Origin of the sequence: Pseudoalteromonas sp. GABNS16E, from assembly GCF_028598715.1 — a bacterium.
GTDB lineage: Bacteria > Pseudomonadota > Gammaproteobacteria > Enterobacterales > Alteromonadaceae > Pseudoalteromonas > Pseudoalteromonas atlantica.
Window position 1 is genome coordinate 1 of record NZ_JAQREZ010000046.1, and the last position, 15437, is coordinate 15437.

The following is a 15437-nucleotide window of genomic DNA, read 5'->3' on the forward strand; positions in this document are numbered from 1 at the left end:
TACTTGCTCAACAATAGATAATTTAAAGCCTAATGTATAATCTCGCTGAGTACGCTTAACGTCTTTAGTTTTAGTGGTTTTCATAAAATAAGTCCTAAATGTGTAAACACATTTCAGGACAAGACAAAACCACTCAGCCAAAAAGCCGACATTAAGTCGGCTTTTTGGCTTCTATTCATCTTAAAGCAATGCTAGATAATTTGTGGTTCGTATTTCGTACTAATTTATATGAAGACACAATAATACGATCATCATCGTCATTATTAGTAACTCGTTTTTGTCCAAAAAGAGTTTGTCTGGTCGTATCTTCACAAATAAAAAAGGCGAACATTTCTGCTCACCTTTTCTAGAGTTATAGTTTGGGGAAAATGCAGTTTTTTAGACCGCATTTTTCTTTATAGAGTTTTTAGTTTTAGATTGGGAATATTTAGACAATTTAATAGCCCCAATCACATGGTCGTTATTATAGTTTGGGAATTTTTAAGCTTTACCATAAATCCTTTGCTCTAAGTTTTTCACTTTCGCTTTTGAGCTCCTAGCACACTCTCCAACCTTATTTAAAATAACCTCTAATTTACTTGATAAACCTTCTATGTTTTTCCATCCCTCAAAAGTATCTTGTATCAATTTACTTTCTGCACTTGAACAAGCGGTCATGAAATTATAAACAACCCATTGGGCGCCTTCTTTTGGAATCCGCTTTAAAATACGGCCTTTATTTTTTGAAAAATATGCAGCAACAAACTCTCTATTTTCTGCAAAAAATGCTGGAAACTGGAAACGGTAATCAATAACAAACTCAGTAGTTGAATCACTGAGCAGTAACTCATAAAACGCTTTAATTTGCTCCTCTTTTAATGTGTAGCCAATTGAGTCCAAAACATCTTCTTTAAATGTAATGTTACCACTATTGAACATAGCTAAAAGCGCTAAATATTCACTGTCTGTAGAGTTTGCGGCGGCTACTCGTAGCACGGAACTGCGTGCCGGCAAATCAATAACTTTACCTTGTTTTATTTTTCCTTTAGCAAAGGCTATTGCACTGTCAGATTTCAAATAAACACCATAAAACGAAAGCCAAGCTCCACCATTTTCTTTGTTAAATACAGTTTGCCAATCAATAATCTTTGGTAAGTTTGCTTGTAAATAACTGCTGTAAGGCGCTTTTAAATCGCTTGGTACAAACTCAATAAACGAGTCTATTAGACTATTCAGTGCTTTTAAGGATTCAACACTGTCTGTAGGTAAACTATTTAGCGTTAGTACTAGCGTATCAACATAATCCATATAATCAATGAGTGCTGCGCTTGCCAATGCATCATTATTTTCCATATAAGACAGCTTTTCTGCATCACTGAGCAAATGAAGTGGAAATTCAGCATTATCTGTTTTATCAATATACCTAAAGTAACCCACACCTTTGGTGTCTATAAAAACCTGCGATGAAGGCGAAACTTCACTCAATAACATTGTTTGAGTATTTAACAGAACATTTTTATAAGAAACCTCATTGCCAACATTATAAATTTTCAATGTAAGCGGAATGCTCCACAATTTATTTTGCCTAAAGAAGTTATCTTGCTTTAAGTAAAGTGCATCATCTTTACGGTACAAGGTCACTAATGGATATGATGACTGTTGTAAAAATGAGGTGGCCACTCCTACTAGGTTTTTAGGGATATAGCGTTTAAAGCTATCGAATGACACAACTGTGCCTTGAAAAGTCTTTACATACTCGCGAGTTGACTCTTTAAATTCATCCTCCCCCATTGCCTGCTCAAGCATAGCCAGTATAGAAAAGCCCTTACTGTAAACAAGTTGACCTGTTCCATCTTGCTCTGAAGCTACCTTCACTTCAGTAATTACAGCTCGATCCATGTCGTTGTCACTTTCTAATGAACTTGATTGTGGCGTATAAGTACACTGTGCTTCTGTGGGATAAAAATGAGTCACTACTTGTGCTGCAAAAAACTCGCTAAAAGACTCATTCATCCAATAATCGTCATACCACTGCATAGTGATATCGTTACCAAACCACATATGTGCAACTTCATGAGCAACGAGTTTTCGGAACACGCACATATCGTAGCTACTTGCTCCGGCCGAGGGAATTTCTTTTGGGCTAAGCGCAATTAAGCCAACATTCTCCATTGCAGCAGAAGAGTCAAACGGTGCGATGAAGAAATCTAATTTGTCGTAAGGAAAAGGCTTACCTAAGTAGCCTGACAAATAATCAATTGTGTTATTGATTAATAGAGGCAATTCTTCATGATATTGATACTGTAAACCTTGTGGCGAAAACAAAGTACTCTTGTATTTAGTCTCCTCCATTTTCTTGCTATCAAACATACCTACGGCGATTGCTAAAACATCTGTCGGAATTACAGCCGTTTTTTCAAACTTAATCGTTTTTTTATTTGAATCAATTTTTGTAGAAAGAGCACGTGTATTGTGAAGCACCGTTAAATTTGAAGGGATGGTTAAAGTAAACTGAAATGATGTTTTTTTATCTGGTTCATTTAAACTAGGGAAGACTTGCCTAGCAAGCATTGGCTGAAATTGTGAGAAAATATAATCTGCTTCTGCACCACTTGTTTGTACAAATAGACCCTGTCCATGACTAGAGAATTTCCCAATAAACTTAATAGCTAACTTTGCCTGACCACTAACGTTGTGATCGAGCTTATGCTTAACAATGTCATAGTTATTTGCCGTTTCAACCGGTAAGTTTGTTGATAATTCATCTATTAAAAGTTCCACAGACTGAATATTTAAACCATGGCTGTGGTAGCTAATAGTATCTGTTGGTGAAGAAATATCTAACGATAAAATTGTGGTGCCACTAAAGGTAGGTTTTGATGGATCTAATTCTAAATTGACGATTTGTGAATCTAGAGTAATTTCTTGGGGTAGCCGATAGTTATTAACTCCTGTCGCGTAAGAATAAACACTACAGAAGAAACAAAAAGCTAAAACATACTTCAAGCAATATTCCTTCATTTAATTTGCTATAAAACTCCGACACTAACAGCTACCTTATTGAAATAAAAGTTATTTTATAATTAGAATTAGAACAACCATCATCTGGAATACCTAAACAAACAGAATTCAGCAACCTCTATTACATGGATTATGAAACGAAGCTACAACTTGCGCACAAAGAATTAAGTGATAAAGGTGTTTGGAAGCCGAACTACAATCCTCCACTTGTAAAGTTGTTACGCAAACTTGGGCTATATTAACCACCGCATTATTATCAGAGTTTTTTCGCAAACGTTATGCTTTGTGTGGCTTTTTCTGCTCCGGTTTGGGGAATCTTCCAATGGTTTCTAGTGTGGAGCGAGCTAGGTAAACCAGTTTTAGAAGCAGTTTATATCTCGTTACTTACGGGCGCATTGTTTAGTTTAGTTATGGCAACCCTCTACTACATTAGGCGCAAGCAATTAAATCTAACAGACTGGGGTTCATTGAGAGAATAAGCCCAAAACCTACAAACTGTTCAAGAGGGATTCGTAACGCGTGGCATTTGTACTATGCGTTGGTTTTAGTGTTTAAGGCGATATGCGGTGGCTTCGGTATTGCGTTGCTCACCCCTTAACAGAGCGTTACCGAATAAATACTCTAATACGTTTTTGTCCAAAAACGAGTTTACTGACCGTTTGCTCACCACTCTTACCTGCCTAGCTAAGCCAGGTTGTCTAAATTCTATGCTCAGTATTAGTCAATTGACAGCTTTGTTTTTAATTTCTCTCACAGCGTTTACGGTTTTAAATACACTTGTTGGATAGATCTATTCGTGCATAAAACCATGCAGATTCGTCTATAAAAAAAGCCTAAAAGTGATTGCTCACCTTTAGGCTTAATAATATTTTTTAAAACACGTATAAATATTCTTTTAATACGTGTATTTAACGTGTGTAGCTAAATTAGCTATTGATCATAATACATTTGATATTCACAAATTCGCGCATACCAAAGCCGCCGTGCTCTCGGCCGTAACCACTTTCTTTAACACCACCAAACGGTAGGTTGGGTTGGGCAAGGCCGTAACCGTTAATGTTGATCATACCGGTATCAAAATGCTTTTTAGCCAGTTCAATGGCTTTTTTCTCATCTTTAGAGAAAATACCACCGCCTAAACCATAGCGAGAGTCGTTGGCGATACGCATTGCATCGTCGTTGTCTTTTGCTTTAATGAGCGAGGCTACAGGGCCAAATAACTCGTCATCGTATGCTGGCATGCCAGGCGATAAATTATCAAGAATAGTCGGTGGGTAGTAGTAACCTGTTTGCGATGGTACTTCACCGCCTGTTACAACATTTGCACCTGCTTCAACAGATTGCATTACTTGGTCGTGAATTTTATCACGTAAATCTTCACGAGCCATTGGGCCTAGATCTGTATCTTCGGCCATTGGGTCGCCCATTTTTAATGCTTCAAATTGCGCTTTAATTTTTTCTTTAAAGTCATCATATAATGACTCTACAACCACAAAGCGTTTTGCCGATACACAGGTTTCGCCGTTGTTGATCATGCGCCCTGTCACACAGGTTTCAACAGCAAGGTCTAAATCTGCATCATCAAGTACTAAGTAGGCATCGTTACTACCAAGCTCAAGCACTGTTTTTTTAACGTATTTACCTGCTTCTTCAGCTACTTTTTTACCGGTAGCGTCACTGCCTGTAAATGTTACGCCACTGATTGCTTTGTGTGAAATAAGCGCGCTGGCAGTTTTGCCATCAATAAGTAAGTTGCTAAAGCAATATTCAGGGAAGCCCGCTTGTTTAAACAGGGTATCGATTTTCTCTGCCATACCAAATACATTACCGGCATGTTTAAGTACGGTGGTGTTACCGGCCATAATGTTAGCGGCACTGTAACGAATTACTTGGTATAACGGAAAGTTCCAAGGCTGAATACCTAATAAAACGCCCGTTGGTTGGTAGCTAACAATAGCGCGGCCGCCATCCATATCGCGCTCTTCATCGCCAAGTACTTGTGGGCCGTTTTCGGCTGTGTAACGACAAATACCAGCGCACAGTTCAATTTCTTGAAAACCTTGCTCGTACACTTTACCCATTTCTTCGGTCATTAGCTTAGCAATGGCTTCTTTTTGCTCTTCGAATAAAGAGGCTAGTTTATTTAAATACTTAGCACGCTCGGTAAATGAGGTTTGGCGCCATTTTAAATATGTTTCGTGAGATTTTTCGACTACCTGCTCAGCTTCCTCTTGAGAAAGCAGCGTGTAGGTATCAATGGTTTGTTCAGTTGCGGGGTTGATTGTTTTAACTGTGTTACTCATTTTTATCTCCTTACAAATTAGTTATCAGTAAGGGTGCAAACACAAAGCCAGTTTGTTTTATAAAGTGAAATGGAGTTTAAGTTATTGAATAGTGGTCGCTTTAAATTTAATTATGGGATGTAAATAAAAAGCGAGTAATGAGCAAGCAGTAAAAAATACTGCTTTATGCAAATTTTACAGCCTTAGTTAAACAGTTGCTGTGCTATTTGTTTTAGTAGGTAAGTTTCACGAATGATAGACAGCCCTTGCTTTTCACTAAGGCTCATTGTGCGCTCGTTGTGTGCAATGGCGTCGTATATATTGACCCATTTAGGCGTCATACCATTTTGTTGCTCGTAATGTTCAAGCTGTGCTTTGCCAAGCTCTTTGTCTGTATCGCATAAATAGCAATACGACTGTATATGTATAATATCAAAGTCGTCTTTGTACCAAGGGCGGTACTCTTCGTATAACCCAAAGGGTTTAATAACCTGTATATTTTGCGCGCCAGTTTCCTCGCTAAGCTCTCTTATTAACCCTTGCTCTAGGGTTTCACCTTCATCAACCCCGCCGCCGGGTAAACTGTAGTCTTCGTAGCGATTGGTATACATTAGTAAAATGTGTGCATCTTTAATCACAATGGCGCGGCCTGTGCGGCGGGTAAATTGAGTGCCTTGGTTTAAATTTATGCCAGGGTGGACCATTGTTTTTAATAATTGCATTTCGTCTCCTTTTTAAAAGCAAAATTATATCAGCTGGTATACTTAGGCGAGTAGTAAAAATAATTCTAATTATTTTTAAAAATTATGATCGGTATGGCTTAAGTTTACGTACATACTCGGTTGTTAAAATTAAACGTTAAAAGACTCAATAGTTTAATCATTCTTAAGAGATTCTAGTAGCCCCTTTTATTTGCAAAATAGGGTGCGTAGAATAAGAAGAAAAGCATAGGGATTTATCATGTTAAACATACTTTTAGTCGATGATGACGTTGAATTTAGTGACGTTGTTTGCCACATTGTCGAATTCCTCGGGCACAACATTTGTACTGCAACTAGCTTAAAAGAAGCACATCAATGGTTTGAAAATAATACCTTTGATCACGTGTTGCTCGATTTTATGCTGCCAGATGGCAGTGGCCTTCATTTACTCGATCATTTAAAAATGATTGGGCAGTCTCCAAAAGTGACGCTTATTTCTGGCCACCCTTCAGTAAAAGGGATTTTGGCAGACATGTGTGAGCAAGATGTTGGGCATTTATTAAAGCCGCTGCAACGCGAAGACCTAGAGCTGGTATTAAACGGCCCTAAAAAAACAGCTAAAAAAGCTAAAGTTCCGGCTATTACTCGCCATTTTAATAGCTTAATTGGTGAATCAGAGCCAATGCAAAAGCTTTACACCATGATAGAGCGCGTAGCTAAAACCAATGCTAACGTGATGCTAATGGGGGAAAGCGGTGCCGGTAAAGAAGTGGTCGCCCAAGCAATTCATAACGCAAGCCAATGCGAAGGCCCTTTAGTGGCGAGCAACTGTGGTGCTTTGTCTAAAGAATTAATAGGTAGTGAGTTATTTGGCCATGAAAAAGGGGCTTTTACAGGTGCAATTGCCCGTAAAGAAGGTGTGTTTGAGCAAGCAGATGGCGGTACGTTATTTTTAGATGAAGTAACCGAAATGCCTATAGATATGCAGCCAAACTTACTGCGTGTACTTGAAACTAAAAAAGTAACACGTGTAGGCGGCAATCGTGAATTACCTATAAACTGCCGCGTTATTTCTGCGACTAACCGTTCGCTGACCGACTTAGCGCAAAACAATATTATTCGTGAAGATATTTACTTTAGACTTGCGGTTTTCCCCATTGATATACCTGCGCTGCGAGAGCGAAAAGAAGATATTCCACTGCTTGCGAAAGCCTTTTTAGAGCAGCTTAACGATGAAAATGGCACTTCGTTTTATTGGCACAACGAGCAGCTAAAAGAACTACAGCAATACGAGTGGCCAGGCAATGTGCGTGAACTTCGCCACGCTATCCATCGCGCCTTTATTATGAGCGACCCACAATCGAGCGAAATTACACTTCCGGATAACTTAGAGTCGCCGTTTTCGCGCGTAAATACGCAAGTGGCCGACAACCATGTTTCGGCAGGGCAAACCATTGAAGAAGTCGAAAAAGAGTTAATCCACGCCACGCTAGATAAGGTGCAAGGTAATAAAACGCTAGCTGCGCAAATGCTAGGGATAAGTACAAAAACATTGTATAACCGATTAAACGCATACGGCGGAATTGGAGAATATAAATAACCTAAACTCTGAATAATAAACCTATCTCTAGCAGCTATTTTCAACGTTAATTACGTTTAATTTGCTTGCAATAGGCCAGCTATTGACGCGTAAATTCGGCTTGTTTTCATTGAAAATCTCTGGCTAGAGAAAAGAATTTGGTTATCACTATAATTTAATATTTTAGTAAGTCTCTTAACCAGAGTTCAGGTTGAATAAGTATAGGAAGTAATATGAGTGATGAAAAAGAAGTTAATACGCTAAATAAATTGGTACATGATGCGAGAGCTCCACTGAATAGAATTTCTATGAATGCAGAGCTCATTAAACTGGTATTAGAAAACGATATGCCAAAAGACAAAGCGTTAGCAGCACTCGATAAAATAATTTCAAACTGTCAGCAATGTAGCGAAAGCTTGCAAAACATTACTGATTTTAATAATAAGTAGTCATTTAAAATTAGGTATTTACACATAATGAGTAAGCAAAAGCAGCAGGGTAAAACGAATATAACGTGGGCCGCTTTTATCGCAATAGTACTGTGTATTGTTGTTGGCAATGCAGTTTTGGCATTAAGTACTATTCAGGGATTAACGCAAACGCAAAAAAGCTTGGATAACACCAGCTTATTAGCCGATGCTATTGAGCGTCTTCACTTATCAATTGTGCAGGCAGAGTCTGGCCAGCGCGGCTACTTACTCACCGAAGAAGAAGACTACTTAATGCCTTATTACGATGCGATAGGGCAAATAGAATCGCAAATGGAGCATGTAAAGTCTCTACACTCTGAAATTGATGGCCAAGCTGAGCGAATTGCTGAGCTATTAGTGTTAACCGAAGCTAAAATTAAAGAGCTTAAACAAACGGTTAAGCTGGCTACTAATGATAAAGAGCGCCGGGCGTTATATGTATTAAATACGCACAGAGGGCGAGAGCTGTACAAAGATATTCGCGTTAAAGTTAATGATATTCAAGACCGAGAATTACTGTTTAAGGTGAGCCATTTTTCTAAGCTGGCACAAATAAAAAATGAAGCAAAAATCACCTTTGCTATTACAGCGGTTACCAGTGCGCTTTTAATAATTGGTATGTTTTTATTAACACGCCTAAATTTAAGAAACGCGGCTAAATACCGTGAGGAGCTTGAAAGACAAAACGAAACACTTGCAACTAAAGTGTCTGAGCGCACGCAAGAGCTGACCTTATATTCAGACGAGCTGAGCCGCTCAAACCGTGAGCTTGAAGAGTTTGCGTTTGTTGCCAGCCATGACTTACAAGAACCACTTCGAAAAATTCAAGCATTTAGTGACCGCCTAGAAACCATGTTTAAGGATGAGCTGGGCGAAAAAGGCATAGATTACATAGGCCGTATGAAAAATGCAGCGCAACGTATGTCTAACCTTATTAACGATTTGCTAGAGTTTTCGCGGGTAACAACGCGAGGTAGAGACTTTGATGACACTGACTTAAAAGGCGTAGTTAACGACATTTTAAGTGATTTAGAAGTTGCCATTAAAGAAAGCAATGCGCACGTAGAGGTGGGCGAACTACCGGTTATACAAGCCGATAAAAGCCAAATGCAGCAGTTGTTTTTAAACTTACTGTCTAACGCTGTTAAATTTAGAAAACCAGGTGTTGAGCCACACATAAGCGTAATGTACGAGCATAAAGACGAGTTTAGTGAAGAGCATAACGAAAAAGTGGGTTGGCAAATTATTACCATAAAAGATAATGGTATTGGTTTCTCACAAGAGTATGCTGATAAAATATTTGTACCATTTCAGCGCCTGCATGGGCGTTCGGAATATAAAGGCACAGGGATTGGGCTTTCAGTTTGTAGGCGTATAGTTGAGCGGCATGGTGGGATAATTACTGCTCATAGTAAAGACGGTGAAGGGGCAACCTTCATAATAAAATTACCTGTGGAAACAACGCTTTTCACACTTCAAGGAGAGGCTTAGATGCCGTATTCAAAAGTGAAACCTATTACAATATTAATGGCAGATGATGACGAGGATGATCGCCTACTCACGCAAGATGCGCTAGCCGAAAGCCGTGTATTAAACGAGCTGCATTTTGTGGAAGATGGGGTTGAATTATTAGAGTACTTAGAGCGCAAGGGTAAGTTTGAAGATAAAAATTCATCGCCACGCCCAGGGTTGATTTTGCTTGATTTAAATATGCCACGTATGGATGGCCGTGAAGCACTTGAGACCATTAAGTCAAACCCAAACCTTAAAGGCATACCGGTTGTTATTTTAACCACCTCTAAGCAAGAAGAAGACATGGTTAAAGGCTATAACTTAGGAGCGGCCTCTTATATTACTAAACCGGTAACATTTGATGGCTTGGTTGATTTAATGAAAACCCTAGGAAAATACTGGGTAGAATTTGTAGAGCTGCCGACAACGTTTAACGACTAAATAAGTAGCAACATTAAGCCCCTAATTAGGGGCTTATTAAATGCAATTAAAAGGAGGTAGTATGTTAGATAAAGTGACTCGCTTACTTTTAGTAGAAGACGATGAAGATGATTACATTCTCACTTGCGACTACTTAGATCAGTTAGATTCACATACATTTGACATAGATTGGATAAGCTCTCCTGAGCAAGCAATAAGCATTTTAAGTAAAAACGATCACGATATTTGTTTGCTTGATTATCGATTAGGCGCCTCAAATGGGCTAAGTGTATTAAAAAAGGCCATTGCTAATGGGTTTAGCGGGCCAATTATTATGCTTACGGGGCAATCTAATGATGAATTAGACTCTGCAGCACTTGATGCCGGCGCGGTAGATTACCTTATAAAAACAGAAATGAGTTCGAGCCGGTTTGCTCGCGCTATACGTTATGCTTTAGCGCGTAAAGATGTTGAAGGCGAGCGAGTAGAGCGCTTAAAAGCCGAGGCAGAGAACCGCTCAAAAGACAGATTTTTAGCCCACTTAAGCCACGAATTACGTACCCCGCTTTCATCTATATTAGGTTACACAGAGTTACTGCTGCAAAGCGACTTTAGCAAACAGGCCGAAAACGAATTAGGGGTTATTTACCGAAACGGTAAGCACTTGCTGAGCTTGTTAAACGACGTGCTCGATTTATCTAAAATTGCTGCCGACAAATTAGAGCTCACCTTAAGTGAAGTAAACTTAGATAGCATGCTGGCTGATGTTTACACCTTAATGCGTGTATCTGTGCTTGATAAAGGCTTAAACCTTCGCTTTGAGTCTCTACAGCCCTTACCTCTTATTGTTAGAGTAGATGCCACCCGCGTACGCCAAATACTCATTAACTTAATCAATAATGCGGTTAAATTTACCGAAAAGGGCGAAATAGTGGTTAGTGCCTGGACCGAGTGGGTTGAAGGCCAAGAAATGCTATTTTTTAGTATTAAAGATTCAGGCATGGGGATTGCCCCTGAAAAACAAGCATTAATTTTTAAACCCTTTGAGCAAATAGCCGATGTAGAATCGCGCTCTGTTGGCGGAGCAGGCTTAGGCCTTGCTATTTGTGCCGAGCTATTAGCGCGTATGCACGGCAGTATTGATTTAACCTCTAGGATGGGGGAAGGCTCTACCTTTACTATTTCGGTGTACCCAGGTGATATAAGCGAAGTAGAACGCCAAGTATTAAACTTTAGCAGTGGCTCGCAATTACAGGCAAAATCAGCCCCCTGTAAAGTGACAGGCCGCGTATTAGTGGTTGATGATTTACGCGATTTACGCATGTTAGTTGGCCATATGATTAGCACATGTGGTGCGCGCGTAGACTACGCCGAGCATGGCCAGCAAGCGCTTGAAAAAGTAAGAATTGCCGAGGCGTATCGCTCTCCTTATGATATTATTTTTATTGATATACATATGCCCGTAATGGGTGGTAAAGAAGCGACAATAGAGCTTAGAAAAATGGGCTATACAGGCCCAATTATTGCGCTTACTGCCGCCACTATGAAAGGCATACACGAAGAGCTTGCCGCCCTTGGCTTTAACGATGTAATACCAAAGCCCGTTGATAGCTCTTCTTTGTATCAATGCTTACAAGATTACTTAGTATCGCCAGAGCATGCGCCTCAAGCTAAAAACATTCACAGCGACAAAGCTGTAATAGAGAAAAAGCAGCGCTTTTTATTGGTTGAGGACGACCAAGATGCAGCGCAAATTACGCAGTTGCTGCTAGAAAGTTTAGGGGTAGAAACCGTTATTACCTCAACGTGTGCACAGTGTTTACAAACCCTCAATCATGACCAACAATTTAATAAGGTATTGCTAGATATGCACTTACCTGACGGGCGTGGTGTAGATTTAGGGAAGCAAATTAACGAACGTTACCCTGACTTAAGCTTAGTGATTGTTAGTGGTGCAGAGCCCGATCCTAAGCAGATCAAAGATTTAAATATTAATCATGTACTTTTGAAGCCGATTAATCTGAGCTTATTAGAAACCTTGATCAGCTCGTAATTTAGAAGTTATTTTATGCAGTCGATAAAACTAGAAAGTGAGATATTAACGCCCTCTAAAGTAGTATGCGTTGGGCGTAATTACACCGCGCATATTGCTGAGCTTAATAATGAGCTACCAGATCAAATGGTATTGTTTAATAAACCGAACAGTGCGCTTTCGTCTACCTTATTTGCTACGCACAATAACGACACACTGCATTATGAAACCGAGCTGTGTTTTGTTATTAAAAATAATGAGTTGGCAGGCGTAGGTTTAGGGTTGGATTTAACTAAACGTACCGTGCAAAGTAAGCTTAAAAATCAAGGGTTACCGTGGGAGCGCGCCAAGGCGTTTAACGGCTCGGTATTATTAACGCCCTTTGTAGCTATAGCGGATGCTGAGCAGGTGTTTACGTTTGAGCTTAAAATTAACGATAACGTTATTCAACAAGGCGATACGCAATTTATGATACATAAGCCTAAAGATATTTTAAGTGAAATTAATGAGTTTATGCACTTAGAAAATGGCGATGTAATAATGACAGGGACGCCTGCAGGCGTAGGGGAAGTGCCTGTAAACAGCGTATTTACAGTAAGCTTGTTTGCTAATTCGACCTGCTTGTTATCGCAGAGCTGGCAGGCGCAATAGGGTTAAGTATTTGCTGTTGGTAATGCTTAGTAAACTGCGGAAAACTTTGCTCTAACCAAAAACGCTGGCTATTTATATAAGCAGGCGATTGTAATACCTGCTTATGTAGCGCTTTATTTATTTTATTAAGCGCCTTGGTAGCAAAATCATTCGGTGCTCTTACTGCACATCCTATAGCCCCTAAAACAAACTCTCTGGGGTCTTCTTCAATTGGCAAACTGACTATATTTTTAAACTTACTGTGATTGACAAAATAATCCCCCATAAACGGGTAGTCTATTGTGTAATCTAAAAAGCCGCGACTTAAGCGAGCAATAACAGCTTGGCTTTCATTTTCGCTGCTCCAGCTTAGCGATGCTTTATGATACACCGTGGTGTTTTCGATTATTTTATTAATTTTTGAAGTAAACTTGCGCGCCGCTGCTTGACCATACACATATTGCTCGTCTGACAATAAATGAATAAGTTTAATAGGGCTGCCATGCTTAGCGTGTATTTCTGGAGCAAGTTTTTGAGTGGTTAAAACCGAAAAAGGCGGGTAAACCGTGGTGGGGGTAGAAAACTGTAACACCCCATTGGCTGTTTTTTTATGAATAACACACGGAAAACATACATTATCGCCTTCATTTAAGTGCTTATTAATTCGCTCTTGCGGCACGATTAGTCGTGTATGTTTTACATCATCAATACTGTTAATTAGTTGCTCGGTGAGGTTGTCGCAAATACCACCTTGCGGCGCATGCGAATCTTTATCCATATGAAACGGGGGCGTGTAACTTTGTAACCATACAATTTCTTTAATTGGGTGAGTATTGTCAGCGTACCCGTAACGCATTAAACCACCAAGCACACCAAAGAATAAAATTACATTTCTAAGCATAACTCACTAAAAACAATCATTTTAAGGTAACTTTAGTATAGTTTTACTTTGTATATGTTCAAATGTAAGAGAGAAAAAGGCAGTAAAAAACTGCCTATTATTTGGGTTTAATATGGCTGCGGGTAATCTTTAAAAATAGTGCCAATTTCAGTTAGCGTGTCGTCGCTTAAAGTTATGCTAAAAGCGTCAATGTCTTCTTTTAATTGCGCCATGCTGGTCGCACCAATAATTGACGAGGTAACGCCATCGACTTGATTACACCAAGCAAGTGCCAATTGGGCTGGGGTTATGCCGCTTGCGTGTGCAAGCTCTACATAACGCTGCGTGGCTTTTTGCGCGTTAGGGGTATCTCTAAAAATGCCATTGCGCTGCATAAATGTCCAACGCGAGCCCGCTGGGCGTGCACCGTTTAGGTATTTACCCGTTAGCAGGCCAGCAGCAAGCGGCGACCAAGGTAAATAAGCAATGTCTTCATGGATACACTGCTCAATTAAGTAGGGCCAATCTTTAGCGTGCGCTAGGCTAAACTCGTTCTGAATAGACACCATACGCGGTAAGTTATGCGCTTTTGCTAAATTTAGAAATTGGCTAATGCCCCATGGGGTGTCATCTGATAGGCCACAATATTTTATTTTCCCAGCTTTAACACACTCATCAAGGCCCTCTAAAATATCAAGCATACCCGCCTGTTGTTGCTCAGTATCTACGTCACTAAAAGTGAGTTTACCTGGCCACTGCCTGCCAAAATGTGGGGTAGAGCGATTAGGCCAATGCAATTGGTATAAATCTATGTAGTCGGTTTGTAGGCGTTTCAGCGAGTTATCTACGGCCTCAATGACAGCGCTGCGTGTTATATCGCCGCCATCTCGTACCCACGATAGGCCATTGCCTGCAATTTTACTCGCCAATACAATATCACCGCGCTTTTGCGCATTGCGACTAAGCCAGTTACCTATAATTTGCTCTGTTTTACCGTAGGTCTCTGGTGAAGGAGGAATTGCATACATTTCGGCAGTATCTATAAAATTAACGCCTTGTGCCAAGGCATAAGCTATTTGCTCATCGGCGTCTTGTTGGGTATTTTGTTTACCCCAAGTCATGCTGCCTAAGCATACTCTAGAAACATCAACACCGCTGCTGCCTAACGGACTGTATTGCATTTAAAATCCTTAAATTATGTAAGATCTTGAGAGTGGATAATTAATACCAATTCGTAATAAAACCTATTTAAGCGAATTGGTGTAGTGCCGATAATAATGGCTCTGAAATCGCCGCTTTTTGTCCTGTTTTAAAGTCAAACATAACAACTTGAGAATAGCCTGTGGTAGTAATAGCTTGCTGAGCATGGCTAAATACAGAGTAATTCATCATAAAACGGTCGCTTTTTATATCTGAAATAGTAATACCTACGGTTAAAGTATCTGGGAAGGTCACTGGACGTTTATAGCGAATATTGTTTTCACTAATGACCGGGCCTATTCCACCTGGTTTTATCGTATCAAACTGATTTATTTTATTTAGAAAATCGATACGCGCAATTTCAAAATAACGCAAGTACACCACGTTGTTAACATGTTGTAGGGCGTCCATATCGGCCCATGCTACGGTGATATCGGTATGAATAGGGTGCTGTTCTTTGAACCTTTGCATGTATGTGTACTCTTAGTTTTAAATGAATGAGGTTATCAATATGGTGTTTGTAGCTCAAGACAATAAATGCCATGTTTTTTTATAAGATGATTGTACCTATTTATTTTTAGGACTACAGTTAAATAACACAGACAACACACACGAGAACACACATGCAAAATATAATTAATTGGGCTTTAGCCAGTTTAGTTTTTATAGCGTCTTTTGCTTGCTATGCAATGGGTAATGCCTCCGGCGGCATAATGCTTTTAGCTGCGGGG

The 15437-nt window shown here is 39.7% G+C and carries 12 protein-coding genes and 1 pseudogene; 7 read left to right on the forward strand and 6 right to left on the reverse strand.

The annotated features are described in order from the left end of the window. Positions 1 to 480 precede the first annotated feature (480 nt). Positions 481 to 2985: a M1 family metallopeptidase gene (locus PSI06_RS16190; RefSeq protein ID WP_273604327.1), complete on the reverse strand. Its 2505-nt coding sequence runs from the start codon at positions 2983 to 2985 to the stop codon at positions 481 to 483. Between the two features lie 140 nt (positions 2986 to 3125). Between PSI06_RS16190 and PSI06_RS21715 the strand changes: the two are divergent. Continuing rightward, positions 3126 to 3479: pseudogene (locus tag PSI06_RS21715) on the forward strand (DUF6404 family protein). 447 nt (positions 3480 to 3926) lie between these two features. Here the strand turns inward: PSI06_RS21715 and PSI06_RS16200 are convergent. Together PSI06_RS16200 and PSI06_RS16205 are read right to left on the reverse strand one after the other, a co-directional pair. Beyond that, positions 3927 to 5303 carry an NAD-dependent succinate-semialdehyde dehydrogenase gene (locus PSI06_RS16200; protein WP_004588502.1) on the reverse strand — a complete coding sequence of 459 codons (1377 nt, stop codon included), beginning with the start codon at positions 5301 to 5303 and terminating at the stop codon, positions 3927 to 3929. 182 nt (positions 5304 to 5485) lie between these two features. After that, positions 5486 to 6004, reverse strand: coding sequence for an NUDIX hydrolase (locus PSI06_RS16205; RefSeq protein WP_054983507.1), 519 nt, complete (start codon positions 6002 to 6004; stop codon positions 5486 to 5488). Between the two features lie 238 nt (positions 6005 to 6242). Between PSI06_RS16205 and PSI06_RS16210 the strand changes: the two genes are divergently transcribed. The 6 genes from PSI06_RS16210 to PSI06_RS16235 all read left to right on the forward strand — a co-directional run bounded on the left by PSI06_RS16210 (position 6243) and on the right by PSI06_RS16235 (position 12647). Beyond that, complete coding sequence (locus tag PSI06_RS16210) at positions 6243 to 7583, forward strand: sigma-54-dependent transcriptional regulator (RefSeq protein WP_024031667.1); 1341 nt, start codon at positions 6243 to 6245, stop codon at positions 7581 to 7583. 212 nt (positions 7584 to 7795) lie between these two features. Next, positions 7796 to 8011, forward strand: coding sequence for a hypothetical protein (locus PSI06_RS16215; protein ID WP_004588505.1), 216 nt, complete (start codon positions 7796 to 7798; stop codon positions 8009 to 8011). Positions 8012 to 8038: 27 nt separating this feature from the next. Further along, positions 8039 to 9523 (forward strand): sensor histidine kinase, encoded by a 1485-nt coding sequence (locus tag PSI06_RS16220; protein WP_273604326.1) that lies wholly within the window; start codon positions 8039 to 8041, stop codon positions 9521 to 9523. After that, positions 9524 to 9985 (forward strand): response regulator, encoded by a 462-nt coding sequence (locus PSI06_RS16225; RefSeq protein ID WP_273604325.1) that lies wholly within the window; start codon positions 9524 to 9526, stop codon positions 9983 to 9985. It abuts the gene before it with no gap. 61 nt (positions 9986 to 10046) lie between these two features. Next, positions 10047 to 12017 carry an ATP-binding response regulator gene (locus PSI06_RS16230; RefSeq protein ID WP_273604328.1) on the forward strand — a complete coding sequence of 657 codons (1971 nt, stop codon included), beginning with the start codon at positions 10047 to 10049 and terminating at the stop codon, positions 12015 to 12017. Positions 12018 to 12032: 15 nt separating this feature from the next. Then, positions 12033 to 12647, forward strand: coding sequence for a fumarylacetoacetate hydrolase family protein (locus PSI06_RS16235; RefSeq protein ID WP_273604324.1), 615 nt, complete (start codon positions 12033 to 12035; stop codon positions 12645 to 12647). On the opposite strand, the gene PSI06_RS16240 is transcribed toward PSI06_RS16235, so the two are convergent. The 3 genes from PSI06_RS16240 to PSI06_RS16250 all read right to left on the reverse strand — a co-directional run bounded on the left by PSI06_RS16240 (position 12604) and on the right by PSI06_RS16250 (position 15177). Beyond that, positions 12604 to 13527: an ABC transporter substrate-binding protein gene (locus tag PSI06_RS16240; RefSeq protein ID WP_374275937.1), complete on the reverse strand. Its 924-nt coding sequence runs from the start codon at positions 13525 to 13527 to the stop codon at positions 12604 to 12606. The two genes, PSI06_RS16235 and PSI06_RS16240, sit on opposite strands and share 44 nt — an antisense overlap. 107 nt (positions 13528 to 13634) lie before the next feature. Then, complete coding sequence (locus PSI06_RS16245) at positions 13635 to 14687, reverse strand: aldo/keto reductase (protein ID WP_273604323.1); 1053 nt, start codon at positions 14685 to 14687, stop codon at positions 13635 to 13637. Between the two features lie 67 nt (positions 14688 to 14754). Next, positions 14755 to 15177 carry an acyl-CoA thioesterase gene (locus PSI06_RS16250; RefSeq protein WP_273604322.1) on the reverse strand — a complete coding sequence of 141 codons (423 nt, stop codon included), beginning with the start codon at positions 15175 to 15177 and terminating at the stop codon, positions 14755 to 14757. Positions 15178 to 15437 lie beyond the last annotated feature (260 nt).

Coding starts and splice junctions, on each gene's coding strand:
- PSI06_RS16240 (WP_374275937.1), bottom strand. CDS start 13,527: ATGCTTAGAAATGTAATTTTATTCTTTGGTGTGCTTGGTGGTTTAATG.
- PSI06_RS16230 (WP_273604328.1), top strand. CDS start 10,047: ATGTTAGATAAAGTGACTCGCTTACTTTTAGTAGAAGACGATGAAGAT.
- PSI06_RS16245 (WP_273604323.1), bottom strand. CDS start 14,687: ATGCAATACAGTCCGTTAGGCAGCAGCGGTGTTGATGTTTCTAGAGTA.
- PSI06_RS16235 (WP_273604324.1), top strand. CDS start 12,033: ATGCAGTCGATAAAACTAGAAAGTGAGATATTAACGCCCTCTAAAGTA.
- PSI06_RS16215 (WP_004588505.1), top strand. CDS start 7,796: ATGAGTGATGAAAAAGAAGTTAATACGCTAAATAAATTGGTACATGAT.
- PSI06_RS16200 (WP_004588502.1), bottom strand. CDS start 5,303: ATGAGTAACACAGTTAAAACAATCAACCCCGCAACTGAACAAACCATT.
- PSI06_RS16210 (WP_024031667.1), top strand. CDS start 6,243: ATGTTAAACATACTTTTAGTCGATGATGACGTTGAATTTAGTGACGTT.
- PSI06_RS16205 (WP_054983507.1), bottom strand. CDS start 6,004: ATGCAATTATTAAAAACAATGGTCCACCCTGGCATAAATTTAAACCAA.
- PSI06_RS16250 (WP_273604322.1), bottom strand. CDS start 15,177: ATGCAAAGGTTCAAAGAACAGCACCCTATTCATACCGATATCACCGTA.
- PSI06_RS16225 (WP_273604325.1), top strand. CDS start 9,524: ATGCCGTATTCAAAAGTGAAACCTATTACAATATTAATGGCAGATGAT.
- PSI06_RS16220 (WP_273604326.1), top strand. CDS start 8,039: ATGAGTAAGCAAAAGCAGCAGGGTAAAACGAATATAACGTGGGCCGCT.